The 20,537-nt window shown below is 64.1% G+C and carries 19 protein-coding genes; 13 read left to right on the forward strand and 6 right to left on the reverse strand.

Annotation, left to right across the window (positions count from 1 at the left end; translation table 11 throughout):
• Window positions 1–352 precede the first annotated feature (352 nt).
• The 3 genes from RDV55_RS01515 to RDV55_RS01525 form a co-directional block, all read right to left on the reverse strand.
• A complete protein-coding gene (locus RDV55_RS01515) occupies window positions 353–1,249 on the reverse strand; it encodes a sugar ABC transporter permease (protein ID WP_111822862.1) in 897 nt (298 codons plus the stop codon).
• Window positions 1,249–2,841: an ABC transporter permease subunit gene (locus RDV55_RS01520; RefSeq protein ID WP_165835823.1), complete on the reverse strand. Its 1,593-nt coding sequence runs from the start codon at window positions 2,839–2,841 to the stop codon at window positions 1,249–1,251. The genes RDV55_RS01515 and RDV55_RS01520 overlap by 1 nt, the downstream gene beginning before the upstream one ends.
• A gap of 214 nt (window positions 2,842–3,055) precedes the next feature.
• Entirely contained in the window at window positions 3,056–4,279 is a 1,224-nt protein-coding gene (locus RDV55_RS01525) for a sugar ABC transporter substrate-binding protein (RefSeq protein WP_111822860.1), read from the reverse strand.
• Window positions 4,280–4,443: 164 nt separating this feature from the next.
• Here RDV55_RS01525 and RDV55_RS01530 point away from each other — a divergent pair, with 164 nt between their 5' ends.
• From RDV55_RS01530 to RDV55_RS01555, 6 genes are all read left to right on the forward strand, one after another.
• Complete coding sequence (locus RDV55_RS01530; protein WP_111822859.1) at window positions 4,444–5,460, forward strand: LacI family DNA-binding transcriptional regulator; 1,017 nt, start codon at window positions 4,444–4,446, stop codon at window positions 5,458–5,460.
• 65 nt (window positions 5,461–5,525) lie between these two features.
• Window positions 5,526–6,566, forward strand: a complete 1,041-nt coding sequence (locus tag RDV55_RS01535) for a metal ABC transporter substrate-binding protein (RefSeq protein WP_111822858.1) — start codon at window positions 5,526–5,528, stop codon at window positions 6,564–6,566.
• Window positions 6,563–7,408 carry a metal ABC transporter ATP-binding protein gene (locus RDV55_RS01540; RefSeq protein ID WP_111822857.1) on the forward strand — a complete coding sequence of 282 codons (846 nt, stop codon included), beginning with the start codon at window positions 6,563–6,565 and terminating at the stop codon, window positions 7,406–7,408. Before RDV55_RS01535 ends, RDV55_RS01540 begins: the two co-directional genes overlap by 4 nt.
• Window positions 7,401–8,327, forward strand: coding sequence for a metal ABC transporter permease (locus tag RDV55_RS01545; RefSeq protein ID WP_111822856.1), 927 nt, complete (start codon window positions 7,401–7,403; stop codon window positions 8,325–8,327). The genes RDV55_RS01540 and RDV55_RS01545 overlap by 8 nt, the downstream gene beginning before the upstream one ends.
• A gap of 16 nt (window positions 8,328–8,343) precedes the next feature.
• Window positions 8,344–8,733 (forward strand): Fur family transcriptional regulator, encoded by a 390-nt coding sequence (locus RDV55_RS01550; RefSeq protein ID WP_111822855.1) that lies wholly within the window; start codon window positions 8,344–8,346, stop codon window positions 8,731–8,733.
• Between the two features lie 112 nt (window positions 8,734–8,845).
• Complete coding sequence (locus RDV55_RS01555; RefSeq protein ID WP_111822854.1) at window positions 8,846–9,388, forward strand: SNARE-associated domain-containing protein; 543 nt, start codon at window positions 8,846–8,848, stop codon at window positions 9,386–9,388.
• Here the strand turns inward: RDV55_RS01555 and RDV55_RS01560 are convergent.
• Window positions 9,385–10,209 (reverse strand): isoprenyl transferase, encoded by an 825-nt coding sequence (locus RDV55_RS01560; RefSeq protein ID WP_111822853.1) that lies wholly within the window; start codon window positions 10,207–10,209, stop codon window positions 9,385–9,387. The genes RDV55_RS01555 and RDV55_RS01560 overlap by 4 nt on opposite strands.
• Window positions 10,206–10,943, reverse strand: a complete 738-nt coding sequence (gene recO, locus RDV55_RS01565; protein ID WP_111822852.1) for a DNA repair protein RecO — start codon at window positions 10,941–10,943, stop codon at window positions 10,206–10,208. Before recO ends, RDV55_RS01560 begins: the two co-directional genes overlap by 4 nt.
• A gap of 241 nt (window positions 10,944–11,184) precedes the next feature.
• Here recO and RDV55_RS01570 point away from each other — a divergent pair, with 241 nt between their 5' ends.
• Window positions 11,185–11,724 (forward strand): TetR/AcrR family transcriptional regulator, encoded by a 540-nt coding sequence (locus tag RDV55_RS01570; protein WP_111822851.1) that lies wholly within the window; start codon window positions 11,185–11,187, stop codon window positions 11,722–11,724.
• 251 nt (window positions 11,725–11,975) lie between these two features.
• Window positions 11,976–12,557 carry a TetR-like C-terminal domain-containing protein gene (locus RDV55_RS01575; RefSeq protein WP_111822850.1) on the forward strand — a complete coding sequence of 194 codons (582 nt, stop codon included), beginning with the start codon at window positions 11,976–11,978 and terminating at the stop codon, window positions 12,555–12,557.
• Between the two features lie 73 nt (window positions 12,558–12,630).
• Here RDV55_RS01575 and leuA read toward each other — a convergent pair whose 3' ends face one another.
• A complete protein-coding gene (gene leuA, locus RDV55_RS01580) occupies window positions 12,631–14,385 on the reverse strand; it encodes a 2-isopropylmalate synthase (RefSeq protein WP_111822849.1) in 1,755 nt (584 codons plus the stop codon).
• A 182-nt stretch (window positions 14,386–14,567) separates the two neighbouring features.
• Here leuA and RDV55_RS01585 point away from each other — a divergent pair, with 182 nt between their 5' ends.
• The 5 genes from RDV55_RS01585 (at window position 14,568) to RDV55_RS01605 (ending at window position 20,536) form a co-directional block, all read left to right on the forward strand.
• Window positions 14,568–16,229 (forward strand): L-lactate permease, encoded by a 1,662-nt coding sequence (locus RDV55_RS01585; protein WP_111822848.1) that lies wholly within the window; start codon window positions 14,568–14,570, stop codon window positions 16,227–16,229.
• A gap of 310 nt (window positions 16,230–16,539) precedes the next feature.
• Complete coding sequence (locus RDV55_RS01590) at window positions 16,540–17,100, forward strand: hypothetical protein (RefSeq protein WP_111822847.1); 561 nt, start codon at window positions 16,540–16,542, stop codon at window positions 17,098–17,100.
• Between the two features lie 74 nt (window positions 17,101–17,174).
• Window positions 17,175–17,735, forward strand: coding sequence for a hypothetical protein (locus RDV55_RS01595; protein WP_111822846.1), 561 nt, complete (start codon window positions 17,175–17,177; stop codon window positions 17,733–17,735).
• A gap of 397 nt (window positions 17,736–18,132) precedes the next feature.
• Window positions 18,133–18,930 (forward strand): (Fe-S)-binding protein, encoded by a 798-nt coding sequence (locus tag RDV55_RS01600; RefSeq protein ID WP_111822845.1) that lies wholly within the window; start codon window positions 18,133–18,135, stop codon window positions 18,928–18,930.
• 1 nt (window position 18,931) lies between these two features.
• Window positions 18,932–20,536 (forward strand): LutB/LldF family L-lactate oxidation iron-sulfur protein, encoded by a 1,605-nt coding sequence (locus RDV55_RS01605; RefSeq protein WP_111822844.1) that lies wholly within the window; start codon window positions 18,932–18,934, stop codon window positions 20,534–20,536.
• Window position 20,537 lies beyond the last annotated feature (1 nt).

Below are 20,537 nucleotides of genomic sequence, written 5' to 3' on the forward strand. Positions count from 1 at the left end.
GTGCGCAATGAGCGTCCCCGGGCACCACCAATCGGGCAGACACCGCCTTCCGCCGGGTCACGATCCCGCAGTCTATGCAGGCCCGTCGCCTGCCACCCATCCCCCGCTCCCTCCATAGCACTGCGCATGGCCCGTCGCCTGCCGCCCATCCCCCGCTCTCTCCGTAGCACCGCGCATGGCCCGTCGCCCGCCCGCCTCCACACGCCCCTTCGGTCAGCTACAGCAACGCTCGCCCGCAGGCAACGACGCAGGCAGTACTGTTCCGCACCGGACCACACAAAGAGCACCGGCCTCGTCCCACGGGGATAGGGGACGAGGCCGGGGCCGGCTAGGTGAGAGGGCGCGGAAGCGCTTACTCCTTGACGCCGCCAGCGGTCAGGCCGGAGACGATGTACTTCTGCAGGTACTGGAACAGCAGGATCACGGGGACGGCCGCGATCACAGAACCGGCGGCAAAAATGCCCCACGGGGCGGTACGAGCATCAGCCGCCCACATGTACATGCCGACAGCCAGGGTGAACTGCCCCTGATCCTGCAGGACAACCTTCGCGATCACGAAGTCGCCGAGCGAGGAAATGAAGCTCAGCAGGCCGACGACCGCCAGGACCGGACGAACCAGTGGCATGATGATCGTCCAGAAGGTCTGGGCGTGCGTCGCGCCGTCGATCATGGCCGCCTCGTCCAGCGAACGCGGGATCGAGTTGAAGAAGCCGTAGAGCAGGAAGGTGTTCGATCCGAGCGCGCCACCGAGGTAGACGCAGATCAGGCCGAGCTTGGAGTTCAGGCCGAGGACCGGGAAGATGTCCTGGATGCCCAGGAGCAGCAGGTAGAGGGCCACGAAGGCCAGCATCTGCGGGAACATCTGCACCAGCAGCAGGCCGGTGAGGGTCGCGCGGCGTCCCTTGAAGCGGAAGCGGCTGAACGCGTAGGCGGCAGCCGCGCCCATGAGGACGGTGCCCACAGCGGTCGTGGTCGACACGATCAGGGAGTTGAGGACCCACGACCAGTACGCGGAGTACTGGCCGCTGCCCAGCGCCGTGAAGTTCTCGAACGACAGCTTCGAGAAAAGGTTGTTCGAGCCGGTCAGCGTCGCGCCGGGGTTCAGGGACACCGACAGGACGTAGAGCAGCGGAACGAGGCAGTAGATGATCATCAGGATGGCGACGATGTGGCGCCATCCCACCTCGGTCCACCAGCGAGCGCCCTTCAGGGTGGATTCGCGATTCTTCTTCACTGTTGCAGTGCTCATCACAGCTCCTCAAGGGTCTTCGTCTGGCGGAAACCGAGCCACGCGATCACGCCCACGACAATGAAGATGACGATGGACATGGCCGAGGCCAGGCCGTAGTTCGGGGAACCCGACTCGATCGCAATCTTGTAGACCATCGAGATCAGGATGTCAGTCTGGCCGACGTCCAAGCCCGGGTAGTTCGGGCCGCCGCCGGTCAACATGTAGATGAGCGAGAAGTTGTTGAAGTTGAACGCGAAGGAGGCGATCAGCAGCGGGACCGTGGACTGCAGGACGAGCGGCAGCTTGATGGACCACACGGTGCGCAGGCCCGAGGCGCCGTCGATCTTGGCCGCCTCTTCGACATCGCCGGGCAGGGACTGCAGGGCACCCAGGCACACGAGGAACATGTAGGGGAAGCCAAGCCACAGGTTCACGCCCAGGATCGAGAACTTCGCCAGCAGGCCGTCGGTCAGCCACGGAATGTCCGCGCCGCCCAGGACGACCTGGTTGATGAAGCCGAAGTCCTTGTTGAGCATGCCCTTCCACACCAGAGTGGCCAGGAAGGCCGGGAAGGCGTAGGGAAGGATCATGAGGGACTGGTAGATCTTGCGGCCCTTGATGCGCTTGTCCGCAAACACGAGGCCGAGGATCAGGCCCAGCGCGAAGGTTGACAGAACGGACGCGCCGGCAAAGACGAAGGACCACAGCAGGGCCTTGAGGAAGGGGCCAGCCAGATCGCCGCGGGCAAACATGTTCATGTAGTTGTCGAAGCCGACGAAGACGCGCCAGCCCGGGTCGATCTGGTTGCCGTCGGCGTCAACGAAGGCACCGATCTTGTTGTTGGCCGTGTAGACGACGCCGGAGGCCGTGTCGGTCAGAGTGTCGGCAGCCTCATCGTAGTTGTAGCGGGACTTGGCCAGGTAGGCGCTCGACCCGTCGTCGGTACGGTAGCTTCCGTCGTTGGGGTCGGAGGAAGCCGGAACCTTGATGGCGAAGACCTTCTGCTGCGTCTCGGGCTTGAGGATCTCAGCGATCGTCAGGACCTTGTAACCGTCAACCGCGCTCAGTGTTCCTGCGGCGTAGGTGCCGGACACTTCGTGCAGCGGAGTATCGGAGTCACCCACGCGGATGGTGCCCGTCGCGGTATCGACGACCGCCAGGCCGAGGCCGGAGCTATCCTCAACGACGGCTGCGGGCAGGCTGGGCGCCCCCTCAGCGCGCTGCTCGGACGCCTGAAGGATCGAGGCGATGGCATCGTCCTTGCTCGAGTTGTGGCCCTGGCCGTAGTTCGTGAAGGACACGTAGCCCGTGTACCCCATGACGAAGACCTGGTAGATGAGCAGGAAGACCATTCCGGGAACCAGGTACTTCGCGGGAATCATCCGCTTGGAGAAGTACACCCAGTTAACGACGAGGAGTAGGACGGCCAGGACGGCGAGCACCGTCCAGGATCCCACCATGTATGCGGTGAAGATGCCGTAGAGTCCCAGGGCATCGATGAGCATCATCAGGATGAGCTTGACGAAGAAACCGGGCCTGGTCACTTCGCTCGCGTGCGAAGCCTTGGGCCCCGCCTTCTTCTTTTCTGCAGCCTTCACTGGCTCAGACATCGTGTCCTCCACACGTGCGCGTTTCGCGCCATTGCGACGATACCCGCCTTGCAGCGGGTCGGGAAGCACCGCGAGGTGCGGTTGCGCCGCACAGCGGCGCGGTTGTTTGGAAGAGTCTCGCACCCGCCCGCCGCGTGGGAAGCGGGCGGGTGCGAGGCTGGGTGCTCACCAGCGGCGAGCGGGCCCCCGGTCGACTAGCGTCCGGCGGGCGCGATCACTTGGAGGCGATCGCGTTGTTGATGTTGGTGACCATGGTCGCCCAGCCATCGGCGGGGGTCTCCGTGCCGGTCACGATGTTGGCCTCGGTCTGTCCCCAGAAGTTCCACACGGAACCCATCGCGGGGACCGCGGGAGCGAGAGCGCCGGACTCGGCGACCTTCGCGAAGTCCTTGATGTCCTGGTCGTCCGACTTGGCAGAGACGGAAGGCATCGCGGAGGCGCGGCCACCGAGGTCCTGCATCTTTTCCTGAGCCTCGGGGGTGGCCAGGTAGTTGAAGAACTGCTTGGCGGCGACCGGGTTGGCGGACTTGGCGCTCTGGTAGAACATCTGTACGCCAACGAAGGGCTGGGCGGCGTGGGAGCCTGCGGAGGGGATCGGCAGGACGGAGACGTCCATGCCTGCCTCACGGAAGGCGGCTACGTTCCAGGGGCCGGTCACCGTGTAGGCGGCCTTGCCGTCGAGGAATGCCTGCTTGGCGATGTCACCGGTGATGGACGGAGAGATCACGCCCGCGTCGCCCTGGGCCTTGAGCCAGTTGGCGAAGTCAGTGCCGCCGGAGGCGCCCATGGCCAGCTCGGAGGTGTACTCGCCGTCAGCGTTGGTCTTGAAGACGGGGGCACCGAAGGAGGTCTGGAAGCCGTAGAAGTGGTACGGGTCGCCCTTGTCGCCCATCTGGATGATGAAGGGGTACTGGACGGCGGCGGTCTTGCCGGAGGCGAGCATGTCCTCGTAGGTGGTGGGGCTGTCCTGGGTGAGCGCGTTGTTGCGCACCAGGGCGACGGACTCAACGGCGTAGGGAACGCCGTAGGTCTGGCCGTTGTAGGTAACAGCCTTGACGGCGACGTCGGCGAAGTTGGACTTAGCCTCGCCCAGGTCGACGGGGGCGACAACGCCGTTGGCGACGAGGGCACCGAGCTTGTCGTGGGCCATGACAATGAGGTCGGGGCCGTTGCCGGTGGGAACCTGAGTGGTGAACTCGGTATCCATGTCAGATTCGGACTTCTGCACGACGTTGACCTTCACGCCGGTGTTGGTGGTGAAGTCTTCTGCGAGGTCCTCAACCTGGGAGAAGCGGGTGTCGTCCGCCCAGATTGTCAGCGTTGCCGCCGCATCGGCGGTGTTGTCAGAGGACGGGGTAGAGGTCGTCGTGCCGTTGTTGCAGGCGGCCAGGGCGGTAGCCGCCGCAAAGACGCCGAGTGCTGCGATGCCACGTCGCATTATTTCTCCTGTGTTGATCAGGCGGGTCGCCTCCATCAGCGACCTGCTACGCCTCTACTGTAATACGCCCGATTTTGTTTCTGCAACAATTTCCGAAAATGTATGCAAGCTGTTACATTTGTAGCGAAATACCGCGCGCGAACGCCCAAAGGAGAGTCAAGTCGATGACGAAGAATCGCACGAGCATGGCCGATATCGCCGTGCATGCGGGCGTCTCCACTGCAACTGTTTCACGCGTTTTCAACGGCGTCGGGCAGGTCTCTGCGGAGACGCGCCGCCGTGTCCTGACCGCGATCGACGAGCTGGGCTACGATCGCCCAGCCACCGAACGCACGCCTGCCACACCGACGATCGGCGTCATCGTACCGGAGCTGACGAATCCGGTCTTCGCCTCCTTCGCCCACCATCTCCAGGAGGAGATTTCCCGCGCCGGCGGCATTTGCGTCATCCGCTCACAGACGCCGGGCGCGACATCGGAGTTCGATCACCTCTCCTCTCTGCTCGAGCACAGGGTCGATGGCCTTATCTTCGTCTCGGGCAGGCACGCCGACCTGCTCGCAGACCTCAGCCCCTACCGCGACGTCGCCGAGCGCGCGATCCCCTTCGTGACGATCAACGGGGCTCGCCCCGAGGTGCCCGCACCCGATTTTTCCACGGGTGATGCGCTGGGCATTCGCTCGGCAGTCACGCACCTGCACGAGCTGGGCCACTCGCGCATCGCCCTACTGACGGGACGCACGCACGTCGTCCCCGCCCTGCGCAAGGCGGAGGCTTTCACGCAGGTCATGGGCGAACTGCTGGGCGACCGCTCCCCCATTATCGAAGAGACCTTCTATACGTACGAGGCCGCGGCCGCCTATACGCACGCACTCCTTGAGCGGGGCGTCACGGCGATCGTCACGGGCTCAGACATGCAGGCCCTCGGCGCGATCCGCACGATCTCCTCGCTCGGATTGTCGGTCCCGGATGACATCTCGGTCATCGGCTTCGACGACACATTCCTGATGAGCCACCTCGATCCACCGCTGACGACGATTCACCAGCCCGTGCAGTCGATCGTCTCGTCGGCGGTGCGCAGCCTCTTCGAGGCGTTGGCCACACACGACTATTCCCCGACGCATGCGGACTACGTCTTTTCCCCTGATTTGATCGTGCGCGGCTCGACGGCGCGCGTCCGATAACGTCCCCGCTCACAGACGTCCGCGCGTCGGGAATGACTTGACAAAGATTCTCAATGACAAAGAGAATGATTCTCATGTCGAAGAGAATCCTCGCGGCCGCATGCGCGGCTGCCACAGCGCTCGCCCTGTCCGCCTGCACCTCCCCATCCCCGTCCGGAGACGACTCCTCCAACAACGGAAAACTGGCCGTCATGGCCTCCTTCTACCCCCTGAAGTACCTGGCCGAGAAGGTCGGCGGAGAGAACGTCACCGTCACCTCGCTGACCCCGGATGGGGCCGAGCCGCACGACCTGGAACTGTCCCCCAAGATGGTTGACTCCCTGTCCTCCGCTGACGCGATCGTCTACCTCGCGGGCTTCCAGAGCGCCGTTGACGAGGCCATCGAGCAGCACTCCCCCAAGACCGTCATCGACGTCTCCTCCACCGCCGAGCTGGTCGAGGCTGGCACCGACGCGAACCACCCCGCTGAGGAAGAGACCAGCGAGGATGCCCAGTCCGGCGAGGCCGCGGACCACGATCACGATCACGAAGGCCACGATCACGACCACGGCACCCACGACCACGAGGGCCACGACCACCACCACGACATGACCGCGGATCCGCACTTCTGGCTAGACCCGGTGCGCATGGCCAAGGCCGCGACCCTGGTGGGCGACAAGCTCGCCGAGGCAGACTCCGCCCACGCGGACACCTACAAGGCGAACGCGAAGGCCCTAGCCGAGGAGCTCACCACTCTGGGTGACACTCTCGTGACCAAGACCTCTACCTGCACGATCAAGACCTTCGTCACCGCGCACACCGCCTTCGGCTACCTCGCCGACCGCACGGGCCTCACCCAGGTCGGCATCTCCGGCCTCGATCCCGAATCTTCCCCCTCCCCGGCTCGCCTTGCGCACATCGGCCAGGTTGCCAAGGAGCAGGGCGTGACCACGATCTTCACCGAGGCTCTCATCGACCCCAAGGTTGCCCAGACCCTCGCCGACGACCTCGGCCTCACGACCGCCGTCCTCGATCCGATCGAGTCTCAGACCGATTCGTCCAAGGACTACGCTGCGGTCATGAAGGACAACATCGACGCCCTGACGAAAGCAAACAACTGCCAGTGACAACGACTGACACCCACACGACGGCGGGAGCCTCCCACGCGGGGGCTCCCGCCGTCGTGCGTCTCGATAATCTGCACGTGGCCTGGGATACGGACCTGATCCTCCACGGGATCTCACTCGATATCCCCGCCGGCCAGGCCGTAGCGATCACGGGCTCGAACGGATCGGGCAAGTCCACGACCCTCAAGGCTCTCCTTGGCACCGCTCCCATCACGAGCGGCGACGCCCAGCTGTTCGGACACTCGGTCACCACGCGCCGCCGCGTGCCGTGGAACAAGATCGGCTACGTCCCCCAGCGAGTCTCCTCGGGCGGGGCAGTCAGCGCCAGCGCGATCGAGGTCGTGCGTTCCGGCCTGCTCGGGCCTCGTCGCCTGTGGGCACTTCCGGGCGACACGGCGAAGGCCATGTCCGCACTCGAACGCGTCGGCATGGCTCACCGAGCCAACGCGCCTATGAACATCCTCTCGGGCGGGCAGGCGCAGCGTGTCCTCATCGCGCGCGCCCTCGTGCGCCGGCCAGAGCTGCTCATCATGGACGAGCCGATGGCCGGAATCGACGCCGCGTCGCGCGCGCGCCTGGCTGAGATCGTCGCCGACGCGAAGGCTGAGGGCACCACGATCCTGATCGTCCTGCACGAGCTCGGCGAGCTCGGCCCCCTCCTGGACCGCGAGCTGCACATCAGTGCGGGTCACGTCTCCTACGACGGAGCTCCCCACATCGAGGACGACCACGAACAGCACCACGGCGGCGGCGACCACTGCCATCCCACGACCGAGTCTGCCTCCGCCTCCGGCGACCGAGGCCTCGTGAGTGGGATGTGGACGGGAGAGACGCATGATTGACGCACTAACTACTCTCCTGTCGTCCCCGATGATGCAGCGCTCCCTCCTGGCGGCGCTCATCGTTGGACTGACAGCCCCGATCATCGGCACGTACCTGGTGCACCGCAGGCTGGCGATGCTCGGCGACGGCATCGGTCACATCTCACTGACCGGCGTCGCGCTAGGTTGGCTCGTCGGCGCGTTCGCGAACGTGAGCCCCGTGGACTCGTGGGCGATCCCGGGTGCGGTGATCGTTTCCCTCCTCGGCGCGATCTCGATCGAGCTCGTGCGTCAGAGCGGACGCACGTCCGGCGACACCGCCCTCGCCATGCTGTTCTACGGTGGCATCGCCGGCGGCGTGCTCCTCATCGGCCTGGCGGGGGGAACCTCCGCACAGCTAAACTCCTACCTCTTCGGGTCGATCTCGACCGTGCGCTGGAGCGACATTACCCTCATCACGATCCTGGGGGTGGCGATCGTGGCGCTCGGCATCGGGCTGGCGCCCGCCCTGTTTTCGGTGACCAACGACGAGGACTTTGCTCGCTCAACGGGACTGCCAGTGCGCACGCTCTCCCTCCTCATCGCGATCCTGTCGGCCCTGACTGTGGCCGTCGCGATGCGCGTCGTTGGCTCGCTGCTCGTCAGCGCGCTCATGGTGATTCCCGTGGCGATCGCCCAGCTGGGCGCGCGTTCGTTCCGCTCCACGATGGGCCTCGCAATGGGCCTTGGCGTCATCATTTGCGCGTCGGGCCTGTCCCTGACCTACTTCGTGGACCTGTCGCCCGGTGCGACCATCGTAGTCGGCGCGATTGGCCTGTACGCGATCGGATTCGCGGCTAGGGCTATTGTGGACCGTGTCCGCAGGGCACGGCGACTTCGCACGGCCCGCCAGCACAACCAGCACCCCGAGCGCGAACATCTCGCTCACGCAGACGCATGACGACGAAGGGAACTCCATGCAGCGCATGACGAAGCAACGTCAGGCCGTCCTCGATGAGCTGACACGGGTCAGCGACTTTCGTAGCGCCCAGCAGATCTTCGAAGACCTGCACCTGCAGGGGCAGCGCGTGGGACTGGCGACCGTCTACCGCTCACTCCAGAGCCTTGCGGATGACGGTCGCGTTGACACGCTGCGCTCTTCCGAGGGGGAGGCCCTGTACCGTTCGTGTACGACGAACCACCATCACCACCACCTGGTGTGTCGCAAATGCGGTTTCACCAAGGAAATCGAGCAGTCGCAGATCGAGTCGTGGGTGGATTCTGTGGCGTCCGCGCACGGTTTTAGCGACGTCGAGCATTCGCTCGAGCTCTTCGGTGCGTGCGCCTCGTGCGCTTCGAAGAAATGACGTGGCAAGGCCGGGTTAGCCGGGAAAGGCCTGGGAAGCGCACGACGCTTTCCCAGGCCTTTCCCGTAGGTTAGGATAGGCTTCGTTTGGCAATCCTCACTTTGGGAGCATCATGTTCAGCGCCGGAATCGATTCCATGGTCCCCGCCTTTGCACGAGAGGGCATCTGGCTCTTCGTCTTCCTCTTCTTCGTCGTCCTCTTCCGGGCGCAGGCGACCTATTGGCTGGCGCGCGGTGCCGCCTCCGGCGCGCTCCTCGCCAACGGACGCCAGGGTTTCCTCGGCGCCATCGCACATTGGTTTGATGGCCCTATTCCCCGCAAGGGAGCGGCCATGCTCGACAAATGGGGAATCATCGTCATCCCGCTGTGTTTCCTGACGGTGGGCATCCAGACCGCAGTCAACGCGGGCGCTGGCCTGGTGCGCATGCGCTGGAGCACCTATACGATCGCCATGATCCCGGGGTGCGTCCTGTGGGCACTCCTGTACGGCCTCGGCATGCTCGCAGTCTTCACCGCCGCGATCCGCGCAGTCGCAGGTTCCCCGTGGGGGTGGGCGGGCCTCGCCCTCATCATCGCGCTCATCGCCGCGAAGATCTTGTGGGGCCGCCGTAAGCGCCGCGCGGTCGACGCCGCGCTGGCCAAAAACAACGCCTAATGCTGCGAGACACGGTCGATCGCACCGCCGAAGCGACGATCGCGCCCCGCGAACTCCTCAAGGCATCCCCACAACTCCTCGCGGTCAAATGCCGGCCACGGAGTGTCGACGAACATCATCTCCGCGTAGGCCATCTGCCACAGCAGATAGTTGGAGAGCCGCTGCTCCCCCGACGTTCGGATCATGAGGTCGACGTCGGGAACATCGGGGAGATACAGGTGGCGCGTCAGTGTCTTTTCGGTGACGCCTCGCGGGCTGAGGCGCCCGGCGGCGACATCCTCGGCGATGGATCGGGCGGCGTCGGCGAGCTCGGCGCGCCCGCCGTAGTTGACACACATGATCAGGTCGAGGGTCTTGCAATGCGAGGTCGCCCGATCAGCCTTTTCGAGCGCATTGATGACGCTCTTCCACAGCTTGGGCCGACGCCCGCTCCAGCGCACATGAACGCCCCACTGCGCAAGCTGGTCGGTGCGCCGCGCAAGCACGTCGGATGCGTAGTTCATGATGAAGGAGACCTCGGCGGGCGAGCGCTTCCAGTTCTCAGTGGAGAACGTGTAGACGCTCAGGTATCGCACGCCAGCGTCGATCGCGCCGGCGATCGTGTCCATGAGCGCATACTCCCCCGCCCGGTGCCCCTCGGTCCGGGCAAGGCCGCGACTGTTCGCCCAGCGACCGTTGCCATCCATGATGAGGGCGACGTGCGCGGGGGCCTCGCCCCTGCGAAACACTGGTGCCTCGCAGTGCCACTGCCCGGGTCCCAACAGCGGAGCGGCGGGGTCTTGCGGGGCGCGATCCATGGGGGTGGGCCGCAGGTCGGTCATGGGTGGCTCCTATCGATGACGCTCAGTGAGCGCAGACGGCGTTCCAGATGCCATTGAGTGTACGAGGAGATGATGCCCGAGGCCTCGGCGCGCGCGTATGGTTCGCAGCGATCTGCGCGCTCCCAGGTGCCACTGAGCAATTGTCCGAGCAGGGCGACCGTGTCAGGCGCGGGGGAGGAAGCGCCGGGCGGGCGGCAAGTATCGCAGACTGTGCCGCCGTCAGGAATGGAAAACGAGAAGTGAGGCCCCTGGGCACCACACACCGCGCAGTCAAAGCAGGAGGGTGCCCATCCAGCCAACGCGAGTGCTCGCAGCGTATACGAGGTACGAATGAGCGTGGGATCGTGACGGTGCCTAGCGAGGGCGTTGAGGGCACCGAGGAGAAGCAGGTATTGGGAGTGCGTTCCGTCGTGCGCATCTGCGGTGAGGCGCTCGGCCGTCTCGACAACGACGGTGGCCGCGAGGTAGAGATCATAGTTCGCGGCGATTGCGTCGCCGTATTGGGCGATCGATGCGACCTGCGTCAGCGTGTCGAGGGTACGGCCGTGGTGAAGCTGAGCGTCGATAACGGAGAAGGGTTCGACGCGCGCCCCGAACTTGGAGGTCGTCTTGCGCACCCCCTTTGCGACGGCGCGCACCTGCCCATGCTCGGCGGTGAGGAGCGTGATGATGCGATCCGCTTCGCCCAGCTTGTGGGTGCGCAGGACGATTGCCTCGTCTCGATAGGACTTCATCACACGGCCATTGTGTCACGCCCACACAGTCGCGGCGTTTCCAGTCTGTGCTCATCGCGCCGCGCGAAAACATGTGTGAAGTGCGCTGTCGCATCGATCGACACATGGCGGCGCGTATGCTGTCAACAGTGCATAAGAAACTGACAGCGTGGTCGGTCACACAGTCAAAATATAATTTTCAAGTAGATAGTTTCTTCGTAACTCGATATGGTTTATCCATAACCGTAGAAGGAAGGAAAACATGGCTCCGCCGATTGATGCCCGCGAAAAGCTTGGCACCGCACTGCGCCAGGCCCTGACGCAGACCCCGCTGTCAAAGATCTCTGTCAGCGCACTGACACGCTCCGCCGGGGTCACCCGTCAAGCGTTCTACTACCACTTCAACTCCCTCAGCGACCTGAACGCCTGGGTTTTCCGCGAGGAAGTCACATCTCGCCTGACCACCAGTTCGGGAGAATGGCTCGATGCCATTGAGGCGACGATGACCTGGATGCACGACCATCGCGACGAGACCGCCTCGGCCATGAAAGCCATCGAAGCCAACGACCTGTGGGCATTCCTTGCCTCCCACATCCAGGAACTCATCGAATCCCAGCTGTCCAGCTCCGCCACTGCCACCGCGCGCGACGTCGTCGCCCAGCACTTCGCCCTGGCTACCACCGCACACATGGCTCAGTGGATGCTCTCCGGACTTGAGGTCAACCCCTCGGTCGCGATCGCTCGCATGCGAGTACTGATGACCGGCCAGACCACCCCCACACTGGCCCGCCTGTCCAAGTAAAACTGTCATTCCCACCGACCACCCGAGGACAGACAGACAGACAGTCTTCTCAGCCCCGACCTCGCCCACCCAACGAGGCCGGGGCTGAACCACACACTCCCCCAGCCGAAACCACGCATTCCGGATGCGTACAAGCCATTCTGAGCTATACAATTGGTCAGTCGAACATTGCGCTGAATTTTCGCGGATCCGCGATTCAGCCCGCACAGCTCACTAGTAACCCCCTCTTGTCATGTCGATGAGGACCACCGATGCCCCAGACAGATGCGAAAACAATGCTCGCGCAAGCCCTGCGCGACGCACTCCAAACCGTGCCACTATCGAAGGTGACGGTCTCCGGACTCACGCGCACCGCCGGCGTGACACGCCAAGCGTTCTACTATCACTTCGCCGACATCAAAGACCTGACCGTCTGGGTTTTCAAGCGCGAGGTCGCCGAACAGATCATCGCCCACTCCACCAATGAGGACTGGTCCGACGGACTCCTCGCCATGCTCACGTGGATGCAGAAGCACACGGAAGAGACCCGCTCCGTCGTCTCCTCCCTATCCTCGGAGGATCTGCAGATCTTCCTCTACAAGCAGCTGCGCGCCGTCATGGAACCCATCGTCGACCGGTGCAGCGTTGGCCTGACCGTCCACATTGACGACCGTGAATTCGTCACCGAGCACTTCACGCTCAGCGTGCTCGGACACGTGTCCCAGTGGATCGCCACCGGCATGAGCGCCGACCCCACCATCCTCACGGGCAGGATCACGCGCATCCTTGACGGACAGGTGCGTCGCAGCCTCGAGCTCTTCGCGTCCCCCTCCCAGACATCTGCGCAGGCCTGAAGATACGTCGAACCCCGGCCTCGTTTCTCCATCAACGAGGCCGGGGTTCGTGTCGCTTGTCTGGGATCAGTTGTTAGCGCAGGGCGCGGTTCACCGCCGAGATGACAGCCTTATAGGAGGCGCGCGTGATCGAGGAGTCGATGCCGACGCCCCACACGATCTGCCCGTCTACGGCTGCCTCCACGTATGCGGCGGCGCGCGCGTCGCGGCCCTGACTCATCGCATGCTCTGAGTAGTCCAGGATGCGCACGTCCAGTTCAAAGTCATGCAGCGCCGAGACGAACGCGTCGATCGGGCCGGTGCCCGTCGCCTGCACCTTGATAACCTCGCCATTGTCAACGAGCCTCGCGTTAAGCTCGACGTTCTCGTCGTCGACGGAAGAGACCTGAGAGGAACGCATTTCGAAGCGACCCCAAGGCTCGAGACCGGGAGCGGCGCTCGTGGGCAGGTACTCGTCGGCGAAGATCTGCCACAGCGTTGTCGCATTGATCTCGCCACCGTAGGTGTCCGTGTGGCGCTGAACAATGCGGGAGAACTCCACCTGCAGGCGGCGCGGCAGCTCCAGGGAATGCGCCGTCGACATGAGGTAGGCGACGCCGCCCTTGCCGGACTGCGAGTTCACGCGTACCACGGCCTCGTAGGAGCGGCCAACGTCGTGCGGGTCGATCGGCAGGTATGGAAGCTCCCACACGACCGCGTCCTCGTCGCCGCCGGAGGCATCGACCTTCGCCTTACGCGCGGTGAAGCCCTTCTTGATCGCGTCCTGGTGAGAACCGGAGAAGCTCGTGTACACGAGGTCGCCGACGTAGGGGGCGCGCGGGGAAGTCTCCATCTGCGTGCAGTACTCGACCGTGCGACGAATCGCGTCAACGTCGGAGAAATCAATGCCCGGATCAATGCCCTGGCTGAACAGGTTCAGACCCAGGGTCACCAAGTCGACGTTGCCGGTACGCTCACCCTGCCCCAGCAGGCAACCCTCGATACGATCCGCCCCGGCCAGGAGCGCCAGCTCCGCCGTGGCCACGCCGGTGCCTCGGTCGTTGTGCGGATGGACGCTCAGGGCCACGTACTCGCGTCGACTCAGATTGCGGCTCATCCACTCGATCTGGTCGGCGAACACGTTCGGTGTTGAGCGCTCAACCGTTGACGGCAAGTTCAAGACGATCTCGCGTCCCTCGCCCGGCTCCCACACGTCCATGACCGACTCGCACACCTCGAGGGCGAAGTCCAGCTCCGTGTCCACAAAGATTTCCGGGGAATACTCGAAACCGAAGATCGTCTCATCCCCCAGGCGCTTCTCCGCCTGAGCGAGCACCTCGCGGGCACCGAACTGCGCCAGCTCGATCGTCTGAGCCTTATCCGCATGGAACACGACCTCGCGGAAGACGGGGGCCGTCGCGTTGTACAGGTGCACCGTCGCGCGCGGGAAGCCGACCATGGCCTCGACCGTGCGCTCGATCAGCTCGGGGCGCGACTGGGTGAGCACCGAGATCGTCACATCTTCGGGGACCGCATCGTCTTCGATGAGCGAGCGCACGAAGTCAAAGTCGGTCTGCGAGGCCGACGGGAAACCGATCTCAATCTCCTTGTACCCCAGCTTCACGAGCATGTCGAACATGCGACGCTTGCGGGCAGGGTCCATCGGCTCAATGAGGGCCTGGTTGCCGTCGCGCAGGTCGGTCGACATCCAGCGCGGGGCCTTCGTGATGCGCTTGGAGGGCCACTGGCGATCCGGCAGGTCGACGGGATTCGTGTCGAGGAATGCCCGATATTTACGAATCGGCATGCGCGAGCCGGAGGGGACGGGAACGGCAGATGTAGTCTTCACAGTTCGTAGTCTATCGACGGGGCCAACGCCGCGGGCAGACGCTGCGCATACTGGACGTGAGATGCGGCGCGGAGCTCGCCAGCGCACCTGTCACAATACATAACGCGAAAGCATGTACGGTTCCCGCTCATATGTCATGATAAATGGGTCCAATGTCCCACACACTGACGCGCGGAGCATCAATGTCATCTCTTCTACTCGCCCAGTCTTTTACCCCGTCGACAACGGCCGTCGCGGGCAACGTTTTCCTGACAGCGATCGTCGGGCTCCTCCCGCTCGTCGTCTTCTTCGTCCTCATGGGTGTCTTCAAAGTCGCTACCCACTGGTGCTCAATTATCTCCCTGGTTCTGTCCCTGCTGATCGCGGTCTTCGCGTTCCAGATGCCCGCCGGCATGGCGCTCCTGGCGGGCACGCAGGGCGCAGCGATGGGCTTCATGCCGATCATCTACATCATCATCGCGGCCGTGTGGCTCTACAACCTCACCGAGAAGTCGGGGCGCAGCGCCGACCTCAAGGCCGTTTTTAATACGATCGGTCGCGGTGACCAGCGCGCCCAGGCCCTCATTGTTGCGTGGTGCTTCTGCGGCCTGCTTGAGGGCTTGGCTGGCTTCGGTGCACCCGTTGCCATCACCTGCGCGATGCTCGTGACCCTGGGCGTTCCAAAGATCAAGGCAGCCGTCGTCACGGTCGTCGGCAACGCCATCAACGTCGGCTTCGGTGCGATGGCTATTCCCACGACTACCGCCGGCAAGCTTGGCGGCGCCGACCCGGTCGTCGTCGCCGGCGACATGGGCCACCTGACCTGGATCTTCTGTCTGTTCATCCCGCTGCTGATGCTCTTCATCCTGGACGGCGCGCGCGGCGTACGTCAGCTGTGGCCCCTCGCCCTCGTCACGGGTGCCGCGGCCGGCGCGGGTCACTTCTTCACCCCCTCGGTCTCCTACGAGCTGACCGCGGTCGTCGCTTCCCTGCTCGGCTTCGCCGCCTGCTACGCCTTCCTGCTGCTGTGGGGCCCCAAGACCCCCGAGGAGTGCGCGACCACGACCAACGAGGCCGACAAGCCCACCGGCTCGCGCATCGGTCTGGCCCTGCTGCCCTACGTGCTCGTCGTCGTCATCATCGCGATCACGAAGCTTGCGAAGCCGATCAAAGCTGTCCTGTCCTCGACGGACGTCAGGATTCCCTGGCCCGGCCTCTTCGGTCATTTCCTGTCCAAGGACGGCACAGTTGTCGACGGCCCCTACTATGACCTGCAGATCCTGTCGAACCCCGGCACCTGGATCTTCGTCACCGGCATCATCGTCGCCATCGTCTACGGCTCGAACTCCTCCGGCGGGCGCTTCCAGACCTCTGTAGGTAAGATGTTCGCGGTGCTGCCCCAGACGATCTACTCGCTTCGCATGGCGATCCTGACGATCGCCTCCGTCATGGCCCTGGCTTTCGTCATGAACCTCTCCGGCCAGACCACCTCGATCGGCGCAGCACTGGCGACCACCGGCGCTGCGTTCGCGTTCCTCTCCCCCATTCTGGGCTGGATCGGCACGGCCGTTGCGGGCTCCGCGACTTCGGCGGGCGCGCTCTTCGCGAACCTGCAGTCGACGGCAGCCGCGGGCGCCGGCCTCGAGCCGAATATCCTGCTGGCCGCCAACACCATCGGTGGTGGCCTGGGCAAGATCGTGTCCCCGCAGAACCTTGCGATCGCCGCCACCTCGGTAGATTCGAAGGGTTCGGACGCCGAGATCCTCAAGAAGGCCGCCCCCTACTCGATCGGCCTGCTCCTCCTCCTGTGTCTCCTGGTGTTCGTCGCATCCCAAGGCTGGCTCGGTGCCTACATGCCGCACTGAGCATCGCCGCACTCGCTCGAGGTCCCGGGAGGCAACTTGCCTCCCGGGACCTCCCCCTTGTAGGCTCGAATCAGCAAAGTCAACGAAGGAGACGCCGGTGGCGGACTCGCAGTGTCAGAAGACTGCCATCTCATCGTCATGACAGCGCTCGGGCATAGTTTCACTCCCCCTTCGTATCCTGGCCAATCCCAGTAACGATTCTCCCGACCATCACCTCCATGACATGCTCTCCAGGACCGCAGTGGTAACTGCCCCAACCACTCCCGCGGCCTCGTAGACGACAGCTCGAAAACTCCAACCAAGGAAAGACATGAGGCTCCCACTCAAGACCGTCGCGTCGCTGCTCGCGGTCGCGGCGCTCACCGCTGCCTGCAACCCGTTCACCCCCAAGGACACACCGAGGGCCACACCGACTCAATACCCGCAGGATCCCCGCTTCTCCGAGTTTGTCTTCGAGAGCGACGAAGAGCCGACCGTCAAGGCCCGAACAGACTCCGTGAACGTGCGTTGGCCGAACATGGAGGCGAGCGAAGCGCACGTCGTCCTCGAGTATTCCCCGGCACTTGCCTTTATCCCCGCACAGGACCCCGAATTCTGGCTCACCGCTGTTGCCACCGTTCCCGACGAGACGGTGCAGCTCCTAGCGGAGGGGACAACCACCGACACACTCCTGCCCGGCATCTATCCCGATCTCTACGAGTACGTCCCCCAGGACTGCCAGTTCACCACCATCGACCCGAAGTTTGCGGACAATGCCCTCGCACCGGATAAGGAGAAGATCCCACGCGACTTCGGTCCCATGAACATCGAGGCACTAGCTATGTCCGAGGATTGCCACCTTCTCGTACTGACCGCTCTCGGCCACTCCTGAGCCCCACGGACCTCCCCTCCGCTCTCGACCGCACCCCGGCCTCGTTGATGACTGCCCAAAGAATCACCGCAAGAATGAACATCGAGTTCCCACTTAAGACCGTCGCGTCGCTACTCGCAGTCACGGCGCTCACCGCCGCCTGCAACCCCTTTGCGCCCAAGACTTCCGCGCCTCAATACCCGCAGGACCCGCGCTTCGCCCCTTTCACTGTCACTGCTGAGAACAAACCCGTCTTCGGCAACGATACCGACTACCTCGATCACCGAATGCCCAACCTGAAGGCAACGGAAGGCCACTACGCGCAGATCCTGGTTGCAGACTCAGGATGGATCCCCGTACCGGAGACGAAGTTCTGGTTCTCCGGGGTCACAGCAGCGTCGGACGAGACGATCGCACAACTGCAACGAGAGAGTGAGGGCGGCGCGCAGCTCCTACCCGGCATCCACCCCGATCTTTACCAATACGTGCCCCAGGAATGCGAGTTCGAGACTGTTCCACCCGACCGCGCCAACACGATCCTAGACACTGCGGCACACAGCTACCCGAATTCAACCGACTCGTTCAGCGTCACCGATCTAGCGATTTCTACCGGCTGTCATCTCATCGTCATGACCGGCGAAGGTGTTAACGGCTGATCAGACAGCCGCCAGTCGAACCTGCGGCTAGGTCCAAGAGCTTGCCCTTTGCGCGGACTGCCACCTCGTCCTCGTCACGAGAGAGGGAGTCATGGGATAGCAACTCACCCGCAATCCCCAGCCCTAGCCTCGTCCATTGTCGAGGCCCGAAGGGCGTATGAGCACCCCAAAACATCAGAAAAACGAAAAACGAAAACTCATCCTGAGCTAAGTCGCGTCCCAAAGGTCCTAAATCCCCTGACAGCGGGGGTATTTTCGACGAAAAACGCTCCCCAGTTTTCCGCACAAAATCAAGCGAAACCCTCCTCCTTCTAAGTTGTCCTGACAAAAATGGTCGCTGGGACCTCCGGCCCAGCCATATTCTGAGTTGGACAGCACCCACGAGGAAGGATCCCCTGTGCGCATCGCTCTCTTTTCCACCTGCCTGGCAGACGTCATGTTCCCCCAGGCTGCCCAGGCGACAGTAACCCTGCTTGAACGCCTCGGCCACGAGGTCGTCTTCCCTGAAGACCAGGTTTGCTGCGGTCAGATGCACGCCAACACCGGCTACTTCGAAGACGCCGCGAAGATTACCCGCAACCACGTCAAAACCTTCGAGCCCGTGCTCGACGGCCAGTGGGACGCCATCGTCGTCCCCTCGGGCTCCTGCACCGGTGCAGCGCGCCACGAGCAGAAGGTCGTCGCCGAGCACGTGGGCGACACCGAGCTGGCAAAGAAGTCCCAGCTCATCGCCCAGCACACCTACGACCTCACCGAGCTCATCACCGACGTTCTCGGCCTCGAAGACGTGGGCGCCTACTTCCCCCACACGGTCACCTACCATCCGACCTGCCACTCGCTGCGCATCGCCAAGGTCGGCGACCGCCCCTACCGCCTGCTGCGCAACGTCGAAGGCCTGACCCTCATCGACCTGCCCGACGCCGAGGTCTGCTGCGGTTTCGGCGGCACTTTCTCCATGAAGAACTCCGAGACCTCCACCTCGATGCTCGCGGACAAGGTCACTAACGTCATGTCTACGCGCGCCGAGGTCCTCGCCATGGGCGACTACTCCTGCCTCATGCACGTCGGCGGCGGTCTCTCCCGCCTTAACTCGGGCATCCGCCCCATGCACCTCGCCGAGATTCTGGCGTCTACCAAGGACCAGCCCTTCGAGGGCAACATCTCCTTCGCACCCGAAAGCGCACAGGTGATCTGACATGACCGCAACGTTCATCGGAATGCCCTCTGCCCCCGAGTCACACACCGGCGGTTGGCGCACCACCGTCACCATCCCCGAGGACACCCTCCGCTGGGGTCATTCCTTCCCGGAGGGTGCCCATAAGACGCTGGCCAACACCCAGATGCGCCGCAACCTGGGCCACGCCACCCGCACGATCCGCACCAAGCGCGCCCAGCGCGTCGCCGAAATGCCGGACTGGGAGGAGCTGCGCAACGCAGGCGAGGCCGTCAAGTTCGAGGTCGCCTCCCGCATGCCCGAGCTCCTCGAGGAGTTCGAGCGCAACGTGACCGCGCGCGGCGGCATCGTCCACTGGGCGCGCGACAAGCACGAGGCCAACCGAATCGTCGCCCAGATCATCAAGTCCAAGGGCGTTGACGAGGTCGTCAAGGTCAAGTCCATGGCCACCCAGGAGACCAACCTCAACGAGTACCTGAAGGAACAGGGCATCAACGCTCGCGAGACCGACCTCGCCGAGATGATCGTCCAGCTGGCCGACGACATGCCCAGCCACATCGTCGTCCCCGCGATCCACCGCAACCGTTCCGAGGTCCGCGGCATCTTCCTGGACCGCATGGAGGACGCGCCTCGCGACCTCTCCGACGACCCGACCGAGCTGACCGGTGCCGCCCGCGCCCACCTGCGCAAGAAGTTCCTGCACGCCAAGGTCGCCGTCTCGGGTACCAACATGGGCATCGCCGAGACAGGCACCGTATCCATCTTCGAGTCCGAGGGCAATGGCCGCATGTGCCTGACACTGCCCGACACGCTCATCACCCTGATGGGCATTGAGAAGCTGGTGCCTCGGTTCCAGGACGTGGAGATCTTCTCCCAGCTCCTGCCCCGCTCCGCCACCGGCGAGCGCATGAACCCCTACACCTCCATGTGGACGGGCGTCACCCCCGGCGACGGCCCCCAGGAATTCCACCTGATCCTCATGGACAACGGCCGCACCAAGGTCCTCACCGACCCGATCGGCCGCCAGGCCCTCGCCTGCATCCGCTGCGGCTCGTGCATGAACATCTGCCCGGTGTACCAGCACACCTCCGGTCACGCCTACGGCTCCGTCTACCCGGGCCCCATCGGCGCGATCCTGACCCCGCAGCTGACCCAGGGCCTCGCCGAGGACGATCCGGTGCACACCCTGCCCTTCGCATCCTCCCTGTGTGGCGCTTGTGGCGAGGTCTGCCCCGTCAAGATCGACATCCCGACCATCCTCATCCACATGCGTGCGCGCACCGTTGATGTCAAGCGCAACCTCGTGCCGGACGTGTGGGACCTCGCGATGGGCGCGACCACCCCGATGATGACGAACGCGAAGCTGTGGAAGGCCGCCGGAAAGGGCGCGAAGGCCACCCGCCTGTTCGCTAAGAAGGGTTCCATCGGCGCGCTGCCGTTCCCGGCCTCGCTATGGACGCGCGCACGCGACCTGCCGGTCGCGCCGAAGGAAACCTTCCGCGAGTGGTGGAAGCGCACCCACAAGGACTCCGATGCCAAGGCACCGCGTACCGACGCACCCGCGAAGGGCCTCCCACTCGCTTCCGAGCACGGCATGACCACCAACACGACCCCGAAGGAGGCGTGAC

This window comes from Schaalia odontolytica, from assembly GCF_031191545.1.
Classification (GTDB): Bacteria; Actinomycetota; Actinomycetes; order Actinomycetales; family Actinomycetaceae; genus Pauljensenia; species Pauljensenia odontolytica.